This is a genomic window from Comamonas sp. MYb396 (assembly GCF_037479555.1).
Taxonomy (GTDB): Bacteria; Pseudomonadota; Gammaproteobacteria; order Burkholderiales; family Burkholderiaceae_C; genus Comamonas.
In genome coordinates this window covers 151,150-162,902 of the sequence record NZ_JBBGYU010000006.1, presented here as the reverse complement: position 1 = coordinate 162,902, position 11,753 = coordinate 151,150, and the positions used below count along the sequence as shown (strand labels likewise).

Here is an 11,753-nt window from a genome sequence, read left to right as displayed (position 1 = left end):
GGCGCGGACTCAAGCGTCTGCGGCCGGGTCCGACACTGGCGCGGCCCGCTGCACGCGGAACCAGCGCACGGCGCCGCCCTTGGTCAGCAGCACCTCAAAGTGCAGGCCGCCCAGCATGATGTGGGCGCCGCGCTTGGGCACATGGCCCAGCTCATGGGCAATCAGGCCGCCAATGGTCTCAAACGACTCATCGGGGTCGCTGCTCTCGAGCACCACGTTGAACTCGTCAGCCACCCGCTCGACAGGCGTATCGCCCGAGATGCGGAAGGTGTCATCGGCCAGCGCAAAGATATCGCCCTCGTCTTCGGGCAGATCGAACTCGTCCTCGATCTCGCCGACGATCTGTTCGAGCACATCTTCAATCGTGACCAGGCCGGCCACACGGCCGAACTCATCGATGACGATGGCCAGGTGGTTGCGGTTGCCCCGGAACTCGCGCAGCAGGTCGTTGAGGCCCTTGCTCTCGGGCACAAACACCGCCGGGCGCAGCAGCGCGCGCAGATTGAGTTGGGGGGAACGTTGCAGCTTGAGCAGGTCCTTGGCCATCAGGATGCCAATGATGTTTTCCTGCTCGCCCTGGAACACCGGGAATCGCGAATGGGCGGTGTTGATGACGGTGTGCAGCACCGACTCGTAGTCGGCTTCGATGTCGACCAGGTCCATGCGCGGTGCGGCCACCATCACATCGCCTGCGGTCATGTCTTCCATGCGGATGACCCGCTCCAGCATCACGCGGGAGTCGGCGTTGATGACATCGTTGCTTTCGGCTTCCGCCAGGGTTTCGATCAACTCGTCCGCAGAGTCTGGGGCCGGGTGAATCAGTTCAGCGACCTTCTGGAAAAAGGTGCGTTTGTCTTCCTTGTCAGGGAAGCGCGAGGGATGGGGGTCTGACACTGTCTTGGAATGCAGGACGTGCGGTAGTGAAACAAGCGATCAGCATAACGGATTGCGGATTTCCTCCGAAATCGCTGCCCAATCCTTCAGCACTCCCCTGTGACAAACCCGGCTGTTTAGAGCCGATAACACGGCCCAGCAAACCGAAGGTTTGCGGTTGAGACTAGGCGTCCTGCCGCAGGCAGTACAGTAGTACGACAAGGCAGGGCAACGACGTATCAAGGGTTGTGTTAGCGGCTCCTACTGGCCCGACTTGTGCCGGCCTTCCTGCACATCACGCCGCACTTCCTGCACGGTCGACAGGAAATCCCAGAACTGGCGCGCCTGCTTTTTGAACTGGTAATCCATCTCGCCCATCTGGTCCTCGACCAGGTCGGCCATGCGGGTGTCAAAGCCGGCGGGCGGCAGCTTCAGGTAGGCCTCGGATTCGGAGCCATCGCGCTCCACCGTGGCGCCGGCCTTGCGGGCGATCTTGAGCATCGCGGTGTTCTCGGACAGTGCATGGATGAACAGCATCTGCACGCCTTTGGTGCGCGCATCCATCGCGGCGCGCTCGAACAAGCGGCTGCCCAGGCCCTTGCCCCGGCCGGACTTGAGCACGGAGACGCCAAACTCGGCGCAGCTGGCCATGTTCGACGACGGCGGCGCGTAGGCCACATGGGCCATCGCAATCAGCTTGAGGCTGCGGTTGTAGATGCCAAAGATCTCGTCACGCTCGAAGTTCAGCCCGTCCACATAGCGCTCGATCTGCGCGTCGCTGGCCTGGTAGCCAAAGCGCAAATAGCGGTCCTGCGCATCGAGCGCCAGCAGATGGGCGAGGATGCGCGGGCGGTGACGCTCACTGAGGGCGCGGATAGGAACCATAGAGGCGGAAGGTCGTGGCTTCTTGCCGTCGGGCTGCTGCGGGCTCTCGCCCAACCGGCCAAAGAAGGGGAAAAACGCCATCATGCCGTTGGCAACGGATGAAGGGAACCATTCTTTCGTCGTGATCATGGGGTAAATATACGGGTTAACCCGCGTATTATCAATCATGCTGCGATGCAGCATATTTCGTGCCTATGGCTTACCCCGCGCTTACAAAGGGTATTCAAAGCCCCCGGCCATGCGGCTTTGCGGCGCAAGTGGGCACTCGGGCATGCGGTTTGAAGGGCCTGTGAGCGGTCCAGCAATCGCTGCGCCGTTTGCGCTGGCGCAACATCGGCTGTGGTTCAGACCCCGGGCAATACCGGCAGCGCTGTGGTGAGCTTGACACGGTCCAGCACAAAGCTGGTCTTGCAGTCCTGCACAGCGGGGTGGCGCAGCAAGGTGTCCATCACAAAGCGGCTGTAGTGCGCCATGTCGGCGACGACCACGCGCAGCAGATAATCCATGTCCCCGGTCAGCGCCACGCATTCGACCACCTCGGGCCAGCTTTGCACGCTGGCGCGGAAGAGATCGAGCGGGTTGCGCTTGCTCGCCTCGGTGAACTTCTCCAGCCGCACATTGAGGTAGGCGGTCATCGACAGGCCCACCGCCTCGGGCTTGACCAGGGCCACATAGCGCTCGATCACGCCCACCTCTTCGAGGCGCTTGACCCGGCGCAGCACGGCGCTCGATGACAGGCCCACCTGCTCGCCCACGACGTCATAGGTCTCGCGGCCATTGTGCTGCAGGCGCTGCAAGATGGCACGGTCGAGCTTGTCCAGGGGGTAGGCAGAGGTGGTCATGGCAGGGGTCCGGAATGTTTTTGCTGCACCGCAGCAGCGCGACACAACAGGATCACGCAATTTTAATGCTTGATTTTTAGCAAGAACACACAAATCAGGCTTTCACTGGGATTGGACTGGGATAAATCGCCAAAATGCTGCGCACCAAGATCGGTACAGTGGAGCCACAGCAGCCAGCCGACGCTGGCGCCACCCGAGACGATCCACAGGAGACCTGCGATGACAGCCGCCATTCCCCACCAGACCACCGAATTCACGACCTGGGACAACCCCATGGGCACCGACGGCTTCGAGTTCATCGAATATGCCGCGCCCGATCCGGTCGCCATGGGCAAGGTCTTTACGGCCATGGGCTTCAAGCCCGTCGCGCGCCACCGCCACAAGAACGTGACCCTGTACCGCCAGGGCGAGATCAACTTCATCATCAATGCCGAGCCCGACAGCTTTGCCCAGCGCTTTGCCCGCCTGCACGGCCCCAGCGTCTGCGCCATCGCCTTCCGCGTGCAGGATGCCAAGGCCGCCTACGAGCGCGCCCTGGGCCTGGGTGCCTGGGGCTATGCCGGCCAGGCCGGCCCGGGCGAGCTGAACATCCCCGCGATCAAGGGCATTGGCGACAGCCTGATCTACCTGGTGGACCGCTGGCGCGGCAAGAACGGCGCCCAGGCCGGTGACATCGGCAACATCGGCTTCTTCGATGTGGACTTCGAGCCGCTGCCCGGCGTCAGCGCCGAAGAGGCGCTGAACCCGCACGGCCATGGCCTGACCTATATCGACCACCTGACCCACAACGTGCACCGGGGCCGCATGGACGAATGGGCGGGCTTCTACGAGCGCCTGTTCAACTTCCGCGAGATCAAGTACTTCGACATCGAAGGCCAGGTCACCGGCGTCAAGAGCAAGGCCATGACCAGCCCCTGCGGCAAGATCCGCATTCCCATCAATGAAGAGGGCAAGGAAAAGGCCGGCCAGATCCAGGAATACCTGGACATGTACAACGGCGAAGGCATCCAGCACATCGCGATGGGCTCGGACAACCTCTATGCCACCGTGGACCAGCTGCGTGCCGGCGGCGTCAAGCTGCTCGACACCATCGACACCTACTACGAGCTGGTGGACAAGCGCCTGCCCGACCACGGCGAGGACGTGGCCGAGCTGAAAAAGCGCAAGATCCTGATCGATGGCACCGGCCAGAAGTTGCTGCTGCAGATCTTCAGCGAGAACCAGCTGGGCCCCATCTTCTTCGAGTTCATCCAGCGCAAGGGCGACGATGGTTTTGGCAATGGCAACTTCAAGGCGCTGTTCGAGAGCATTGAACTCGATCAGATGCGCCGTGGGGTGCTATAGGAAAAATTGAAGGGCTGCGGCTTTGATATTCCTCAATTTGCCACGCGGCCTCTCTATACTGCGGAGCGATTTATCAATCTGGAAACAATTGTGAAACGCACCGTCACCCTCGCCGCCGTTCTGTCTGGTTTCATGTTGGCTGCCAGCGCGCAGAACGCCAGCCAACCGCTGACCTTTGTGGTCCCCTACCCCGCCGGTGGACCGCTGGACACCTCGGCCCACCTGCTGGCCCAGGGCGCCGAAAAGCAACTGGGCGCCATCACGGTGGCCAACAAGCCGGGGGCCGGCGGTGCCACGGGCGCGACCTTGGTGGCCCAGGCCAAGCCCCAGGAGAACATGGTGCTGATGGGCGCGGTGGCCACGCATGCGGTGCTGCCCTACCTGGGCACACCGCCACAGTACGACGCACAAAAGGACTTCAAGCCCTTGATCCTGGTGGCGCGCGTGCCCAACGTGCTGGTGATGAAAAAGAGCCGTGCCGAGCAGCTGGGCATCAAGACCACCTCGGAGATGGTCAGCTACATCAAGGGCCACCCCGGCAGCTTGAAGATGGGTTCGGGCGGCAACGGCAGTATCGGCCATATCTCGGGCGAGATGCTCAAGTCGCTGGCCAATCTGCAGATGCCCAGCGTGCCCTACGCCGGTGCAGCCCCGGCCCAGAAGGCGCTGCTGAGCGGCGATATCGATGTGGTGTTTGACAACCTGGCCTCGGCCCTGCCGCTGATCAAGTCCGGCGAGCTGTTGGCGCTGGCCGTGACCACCTCGGACCGCAATGTGGCCCTGCCCCAGGTGCCGCCGGTGAACGAGTCGGTGCCAGGCTTTGATGTCTCTACCTGGTTTGGCGTGTTTGCCCCCGCCAGCCTGCCCGACCAGGAAGCGCAGAAGTACGCCTACGCCTTCCAGGGCGCGCTGACCGATCCGCGCTTCAAGGCCGAGTACCTGAAGATGGGCATTGCGCCCGAAGACATGCGCCTCAAGGAGCTGTCGCACTTTGTATCGCAGGAAGCACGCAAGTTTCAGTTTCTGATCAACACGATCAAGATCAAGACCAACTGAGCGCCTGCAGCCTAACAACTGCGGGTGCCCGGCTGGTCCTATAAAAAATGAAGGAGCACAGCATGGGACAAGCACCCGTGGTTTATGGACAATCGGACCGGCCGCCCCGCGGCGACTACAGCCGCGCGCAGGACGACTACACCTGCGCGCAAGACTACGCCGCCTACACCGAGGCCGACCACGACACCTACCGGCGCCTGTATGCGCGCCAAAAGGCCTTGCTGCCGGGGCTGGCGAGCCAGGCCTTCATCGATGCGCTGCCATCGCTCGGCGTCGAAGACCGCATCCCGCACTTTGAAGACATCAACCAGCGCCTGCGCCAGGCCACCGGCTGGGAGATCGTCGCGGTGCCGGGCCTGATCCCGGAGGTGCCTTTTTTCAGCCTGCTGGCCAACCGAAAATTCCCGGTCACCGACTGGATCCGCAAGCCCGAGGAGTTCGACTATGTGGTCGAGCCCGATATCTTCCACGACCTGTTCGGCCATGTGCCGCTGCTGTTCAACCCGGTCATTGCTGACTATGTGCAGCGCTATGGCCAGGGCGGCCTCAAGGCCGAGCGCCTGGGCGCCTGCGAAATGCTCAGCCGCCTCTACTGGTACACGATCGAGTTCGGCCTGATCCGCGAGCAAGGCCAGATCCGCGCCTATGGCGCCGGCATCCTGAGCTCATCGGGCGAGCTGCAGCACGCCGTTACCAGCCCGCTGCCCCAGCGCCTGCCGCTGTCCTTGGAGCGAACGATGCGCACCCGCTACAAGATCGACAGCTACCAGCAGACCTATTTCGTCATTGACGATTTCCAGCAGCTGTTTGACATGACCGAGGGCGACTTCACCCCCGTGTATGCCGCATTGCGCGGCCTGCCGGAGCTGGCAGCGGACGCCCAGGATTAAAAGTTGCGCGCACTGCTCAGCGGTAGCGCTTGCAGGTGTGCGAGGGCAGCTCGGCAAACAAAGCCTTGTACTCCTGCGCAAAGCGGCCAAAGTGCCAAAAGCCCCAGGCCAGCGCGGCGTCCGAGACGCTGCTGCCCTGCTTGATCGCGCGGCGTGCACCATTGAGGCGCACGGCGCGCAGATAGCTTTGCGGCGAGATGCCCAGCACTTCCTGGAACGAGTACTGCAAGGCGCGGCGGCTCACCGCCAGCGCCTGGCACAGGTCTTCGACCGTCAATGAGCCATCGGCGCCTGTGGCCACCACCCGCTCCCGCGCCATGCTGACGATATGCGCGCGCCGCTGGTAGGACAGCTGCTCATCGGCCTCGCTGCCCACGCCATCGCGCAGCACCGCAGCAATGGCGGCAAGCACATCGCCGGCCATCTCGTCGAGCTGCTGGGGCGGCAGGGCTTCTGGCGTGGTATCGGCCAGGCACTGCTGCATGTCGGACAGCAGAATCGGTAGGCGCCAGCGCTCATGGGCCGAGACCGGCCGCAGATGCGGCTGCGCCAGCTGGGCCTGCAGCTGCTCGCGTTCGCTGGCCGTCAGATAGGGGTCCAGGCTGCCCTGGTCTACGACAAAATCGATGATCTCCAGGCCGCCGGGCGAGACAAACTCAAAGGGGCCATCGCCCGAGAACACAATCGCATGCCCCTCGCTGCAGGAGCGGTTGCAGAACATGGTGTTGCCCGGAATGCTGCTGGGCAGGCCGATCGCCAACTGCCCGGCGCGCAAGGCACCGGTCTGGTGCAGCGCCTGGCTGGAAAACTCGCGCCAGGCCTGGATAGGCCCCAGGTGCAAGCTGGTGACCCGGCCCTCAAAGCTGCCGGCCGACAGTTGCTCATAGCGCTGGTTCCAGCCCTGCAGCAAGGCCGCCTGCTCATCGACATCACAGGTCTGCGCCACCTGCGCAGTCGCGCAGCGCTCAGCACGGAGGCTGCTCAGCGCGGGCGATGGACAAGGGGCGCTCAGGGACATGGCGGCGCAATGGCGTGGCTAGGCATACAGGCATGGTCACGCAAAAAGCGCACCAAGGTCAACCCAGCCTTCCCCTTAGCCAGATTTGCCGAAATCGGATAGAGCCCGGAGCCCATCTTTGCCACCATCGGGGACACCACAGACAACAAGGCAGGCCATGGCCCAAACCCCCAACCCCGCAGGCGCCAGCGCCGCGCACCCAAGCAACTATTTCGAGCAGCGCCAGCTCAAGCGCGGGGCAGCCGGCTGGCTGCTGCTGGTCGGCCTGGGCGTGGCCTATGTCATCTCGGGCGACTATGCCGGCTGGAACTTCGGCCTCAAGACCGGCGGCTGGGGCGGCCTGCTGGTGGCCTCGGCGCTGATGGCGACGATGTACACCTGCATGTGCTTTGCGCTCGCTGAGCTCGCCACCATCGCGCCCACGGCCGGCGGCGGCTATGGCTTTGCCCGGCGCGCCTTTGGGCCCTGGGGCGGTTTTCTGTGTGGCGTCGCCATCCTGATGGAATACGCGATTGCACCGGCGGCGATTGCCACCTTTATCGGCGCCTACTGCCAGTCGCTGTTCGGCATCGATGGCTGGATGGTCTACCTGGGCTTTTATGCCGTGTTTCTGGGCATCCACATCTATGGCGCGGGTGAAGCCCTGCGCCTCATCTTTGCCGTCACCGCGCTGGCAGTCCTTGCGCTCGTGGTCTTCATCGTCGCGATGGTGCCGCATTTCCAAGTCAGCAATCTGTTCGACATCACCCCCACCGACGCCTGGGGCGCCAGCAGCTTTCTGCCCTTTGGCTACATCGGCATCTGGGCCTGCATCCCCTATGGCATCTGGTTCTTTCTGGCGGTAGAAGGCGTGCCCCTGGCCGCCGAAGAAGCGCAGGACCCGCGCCGTGATCTGCCAAGGGGCCTGATCGGCGCCATCGCCGTGCTGGTGCTGTTCTGCGGCCTGATCCTGGTGCTGGCGCCTGGCGGCGCGGGGGCTGCGGCCTTGATGAACTCGGGCAACCCGCTGGTCGAGGCGCTGGAATCCAGCAAGGTGCTGGGCGGGCCCACCTGGATCAGCCGCTTTGTGAACTTTGTCGGCCTGGCCGGCCTCATTGCCAGCTTCTTCTCGATCATTTACGGCTACTCGCGCCTGGTGTTTGCGATGTCGCGCGCCGGCTACCTGCCCCGGGGCCTGTCCTTGACCACGCAGCGCAAGACCCCGTACCTCGCACTGCTGGTGCCCGGCGCGATCGGATTTGCGCTGTCGCTGACCGGCCAGGGCGATCTGCTGATCCTTGTCGCGGTGTTTGGCGCCACGATCTCCTACGTGATGATGATGGCCGCGCATATCTGGCTGCGCATCAAGGAGCCGAACCTGCCGCGCGCCTACCGCACGCCCGGCGGCGTCTTCACCTCGGGCATCGCGCTGGTGCTGGCCTGCATCGCCGTGGTGGCCGGCTTTCTGGTGGACCCCCGGGTTCTCATCGGCGCCCTCATCGTTTACGCTGTCTTCGTTGCCTACTTTGCGCTGTACAGCCGCCACCACCTGGTGGCCGACGCCCCCGGCGAGACAACCCATTGAGGAAGCGCTGCGACCATGCCCTATTCCCATACCGTGGGCGCCGAGCGCCATCTGTTTGCATCGCTGCGCGAGCTGATGGCCAAGGCCACACCGGCCCGCTCGGGCGACCACCTGGCGGGGGTCGCGGCCCGCCATGACACCGAGCGCGTTGCCGCACAGATGGCGCTGGCCGATCTGCCGCTCGCGCACTTTCTGCAAGAGGCGCTGGTGCCCTATGAGAGCGACGAGGTCACCCGCCTGATCATCGACAGCCATGAGCGCGAAGCCTTTGCGCCGGTCGCACACCTGACGGTGGGCGGCTTTCGCGACTGGCTGCTGTCGGACGCCGCCAACGAGGCGAGCTTGCGCGCACTGGCACCGGGCCTGACCCCGGAGATGGTGGCCGCCACCTCCAAGCTCTGCCGCAACCAGGACCTGATTTTGATTGCGCAGAAATGCCGCGTGGTCACCCGCTTTCGCAATACCATCGGTCTGCCCGGCCGCATGTCCACCCGGCTGCAGCCCAACCACCCCACCGACGACCCCTCGGGCATTGCCGCCAGCCTGCTCGACGGCCTGATGTACGGCAATGGCGATGCGGTCATCGGCATCAACCCGGCCAGCGACAGCATCGCCGCCGTCAGCACCTTGCTCTTCATGCTCGACGAGGTGATCCAGCAGTACCAGATCCCCACCCAGTCCTGCGTGCTCACCCATGTGACCACCAGCATCGAGGCCATTGGCCGGGGCGTGCCGGTGGACCTGGTGTTCCAGTCCATCGCCGGCACCGAGGCTGCCAACCGCAGTTTTGGCCTGGACCTGGCTTTGCTACAGGAAGGCTATGACGCGGCGCAGAGCCTGGCGCGCGGCAGCATCGGCAACAACGCCATGTACTTTGAGACCGGCCAGGGCAGCGCGCTGTCGGCCGGCGCCCACCATGGGCTGGACCAGCAGACCTGCGAGGCGCGCGCCTATGCGGTGGCCCGCAGGTTCGAGCCGCTGCTGGTCAACACCGTGGTCGGCTTTATCGGCCCCGAGTACCTCTACGACGGCAAGCAGATCATCCGCGCAGGGCTCGAAGACCATTTCTGCGGCAAGCTGCTGGGCCTGCCGATGGGCTGCGACATCTGCTACACCAACCATGCGCAGGCCGACCAAAACGACATGGATGTGCTGCTGACCCTGTTTGGCGTGGCCGGCATCAATTTCATCATGGGCATCCCCGGCTCGGACGACATCATGCTGAACTACCAGACCACGTCCTTCCACGATGCGCTCTACCTGCGCAAGACCCTGGGCCTGCGGCCTACGCCGGAGTTCGAGGCCTGGCTGCAGACCATGGGCATTGCCCAGTCTGCTGGGTCGGGCCCGGGCCTGCGCCTGGCCGCTGACCTGCCCGCGCCTTTTTCGCAAGCGCTGGCCCAGCTCAACTGAAGCGCCCCATGTCCCCACGCCCTTCTGCCCCAGCCGCCCTGCCCGCCCCAGCCGAGCCCGGGAGCACCACCGTCACCCCCAACTCCTGGGAGCGCCTGCGCCAGTTCACCAGCGCCCGCATTGCGCTGGGCCGCGCCGGCACCAGCCTGCCCACGCGCGCGCACCTGGACTTTGCCCTCGCCCATGCCCAGGCACGCATGGCCGTGCATACCGAGCTTGACATGGACCCGCTCGCAGGCGAACTACAAGCGCTGCACACCCAGCCGGTGCTGCGCCTGCACAGCGCAGCCCAAGACCGCCCCACCTACCTGCAGCGCCCGGATCTGGGCCGGCGCCTGAGCGCCGAGTCGCGGGCCCTGCTCCAGGGCTTGACCGCTGCCCAGGCCGATGTGGTGTTTGTCGTCGCCGATGGCCTGTCCTCGCTGGCCATCGAGCGCAATGCCTTGCCTTTTCTGCGCCAGATGCTGCCGGCGCTGGCCGAGCAGTGGCGCGTCGGCCCGATCACGGTGGTGCGCCATGCCCGGGTGGCGCTGGGCGACGAGATTGGTGCGGCACTGGGCGCCTCGCTGGTGGTGGTGCTGATTGGTGAGCGCCCGGGCCTGAGCTCCCCGGACAGCATGGGCCTGTACATGACCTGGCAGCCCCGCCTGGGCATGACCGATGAGTCGCGCAACTGCATCTCCAATGTGCGCGAGCAGGGGCTGAGCTATGCGCAGGCCGTCCACAAGCTGCACTACCTGATGCAGCAGGCGCGCCAGCGCAAGCTCTCGGGCGTGCAGCTCAAGGACGAATCCGACACGCTGGCCGCGCCCCAAGAGGCCCGCCAGGCCTTCATGCTGGGCAGCAGCGGCCCGCAAACGCCCCGCTGACACCTGGGTGCCAGCGCCAGACATGCCGCGTCTGCTAGGCTGGCGGTCTTGCCCCTTCGCCTGCGCCACCATGTCCGCCTCCACCGCTTCGCTGCCAGCCGATCTCCAGTTCATCGAGCGCGGCTGGCTGTCGGCCAACAACACGGTATTTGTGCGCGGCACCACGGCGGTGGTCGATACCGGCTACTGCAGCCATGCCGCGCAGACCGTGGCGCTCGTCGAGGCCAGCCTGCAAGGCGCGCCGCTGCAGCGCATCGTCAACACCCATTTGCACAGCGACCACTGCGGCGGCAATGCCGCCTTGCAGCAGCGCTGGCCCCAGGCCCGCACCAGCATTGCGCCCGGCCATGCGCAGGCGGTCGCCGATTGGGACGAGCACCAGCTGAGCTACCGCCCCACCGGCCAGGACTGCCCGCGCTTTCAGATGGACGAGCTGCTGCAGCCGGGCACAGAGATCGCGCTCGGTGAACAGCGCTGGCAGATCCATGCCGCGCCCGGCCATGACCCGCATTCGGTGATTCTGTTCGAGCCCGCCTCAGGCATCCTGATCTCGGCCGACGCGCTCTGGGAAAACGGCTTTGGCGTGGTCTTTCCGGAGATCGAAGGCACGGCGGCCTTTGACGAGGTGGCCGCCACGCTGGATGTGATCGAGCGCCTGCAGCCGCGCCTGGTGCTGCCGGGCCACGGCAGTGCCTTCAGCGATGTGGCCACTGCGCTGCACACCGCGCGCCAGCGGCTGGAGCGCTTTGTGCAAAGCCCCGAGCGCCATGCGCTCTATGCTGCCAAGGTGCTGCTCAAATACAAGCTATTGGAGTGGCAACAGCTGCCTTTGGGGCAAGTGCAGGCCTGGCTGGCCGCCACGCCCTACTACGGCCTGCTGCACCAGCGCTACTTTGCAGACCAGGAGCTGGCGCAGTGGCATGCATCGCTGGTGGCCGACCTGGAGCGCTCGGGCGCTGCACGGCGTGAGGGCGCGCTGCTGGTCAACCAGTAAGCGCA

General features: G+C 64.8%; 12 protein-coding genes. 7 read left to right on the top strand and 5 right to left on the bottom strand.

Annotated elements, in window-relative coordinates; all coding sequences use genetic code 11:
- Window positions 1-9: 9 nt before the first annotated feature.
- From WH265_RS15310 to WH265_RS15295, 4 genes are all read right to left on the bottom strand, one after another.
- Entirely contained in the window at window positions 10-894 is an 885-nt protein-coding gene (locus WH265_RS15310; RefSeq protein WP_116926628.1) for an HlyC/CorC family transporter, read from the bottom strand.
- 240 nt (window positions 895-1,134) lie between these two features.
- Window positions 1,135-1,887: a GNAT family N-acetyltransferase gene (locus WH265_RS15305; protein WP_027011339.1), complete on the bottom strand. Its 753-nt coding sequence runs from the start codon at window positions 1,885-1,887 to the stop codon at window positions 1,135-1,137.
- Between the two features lie 215 nt (window positions 1,888-2,102).
- Complete coding sequence (locus WH265_RS15300) at window positions 2,103-2,600, bottom strand: Lrp/AsnC family transcriptional regulator (RefSeq protein WP_021028762.1); 498 nt, start codon at window positions 2,598-2,600, stop codon at window positions 2,103-2,105.
- 62 nt (window positions 2,601-2,662) lie between these two features.
- Window positions 2,663-2,833 carry a hypothetical protein gene (locus WH265_RS15295; protein WP_339558839.1) on the bottom strand — a complete coding sequence of 57 codons (171 nt, stop codon included), beginning with the start codon at window positions 2,831-2,833 and terminating at the stop codon, window positions 2,663-2,665.
- Here WH265_RS15295 and hppD point away from each other — a divergent pair.
- From hppD to phhA, 3 genes are all read left to right on the top strand, one after another.
- Window positions 2,820-3,944, top strand: a complete 1,125-nt coding sequence (gene hppD / locus WH265_RS15290; protein WP_021028760.1) for a 4-hydroxyphenylpyruvate dioxygenase — start codon at window positions 2,820-2,822, stop codon at window positions 3,942-3,944. The two genes, WH265_RS15295 and hppD, sit on opposite strands and share 14 nt — an antisense overlap.
- Window positions 3,945-4,034: 90 nt before the next feature.
- Window positions 4,035-5,000 carry a Bug family tripartite tricarboxylate transporter substrate binding protein gene (locus WH265_RS15285; RefSeq protein ID WP_339558838.1) on the top strand — a complete coding sequence of 322 codons (966 nt, stop codon included), beginning with the start codon at window positions 4,035-4,037 and terminating at the stop codon, window positions 4,998-5,000.
- 62 nt (window positions 5,001-5,062) lie between these two features.
- On the top strand, window positions 5,063-5,890 hold the full coding sequence (phhA, locus tag WH265_RS15280) for a phenylalanine 4-monooxygenase (RefSeq protein WP_339558837.1): 828 nt from the start codon (window positions 5,063-5,065) through the stop codon (window positions 5,888-5,890).
- A 16-nt stretch (window positions 5,891-5,906) separates the two neighbouring features.
- On the opposite strand, the gene WH265_RS15275 is transcribed toward phhA, so the two are convergent.
- The gene (locus WH265_RS15275) at window positions 5,907-6,908 is read right to left on the bottom strand and encodes a helix-turn-helix domain-containing protein (RefSeq protein ID WP_339558836.1); all 1,002 of its coding nucleotides are present in this window, start codon (window positions 6,906-6,908) and stop codon (window positions 5,907-5,909) included.
- Window positions 6,909-7,065: 157 nt separating this feature from the next.
- Between WH265_RS15275 and eat the strand changes: the two genes are divergently transcribed.
- From eat to WH265_RS15255, 4 genes are all read left to right on the top strand, one after another.
- On the top strand, window positions 7,066-8,472 hold the full coding sequence (eat, locus tag WH265_RS15270; RefSeq protein WP_339558835.1) for an ethanolamine permease: 1,407 nt from the start codon (window positions 7,066-7,068) through the stop codon (window positions 8,470-8,472).
- Window positions 8,473-8,487: 15 nt separating this feature from the next.
- Window positions 8,488-9,885, top strand: a complete 1,398-nt coding sequence (locus WH265_RS15265; protein WP_339558834.1) for an ethanolamine ammonia-lyase subunit EutB — start codon at window positions 8,488-8,490, stop codon at window positions 9,883-9,885.
- Window positions 9,886-9,893: 8 nt separating this feature from the next.
- Window positions 9,894-10,754: an ethanolamine ammonia-lyase subunit EutC gene (eutC, locus tag WH265_RS15260; RefSeq protein WP_339558833.1), complete on the top strand. Its 861-nt coding sequence runs from the start codon at window positions 9,894-9,896 to the stop codon at window positions 10,752-10,754.
- Between the two features lie 70 nt (window positions 10,755-10,824).
- Entirely contained in the window at window positions 10,825-11,748 is a 924-nt protein-coding gene (locus WH265_RS15255) for an MBL fold metallo-hydrolase (RefSeq protein ID WP_339558832.1), read from the top strand.
- Window positions 11,749-11,753 lie beyond the last annotated feature (5 nt).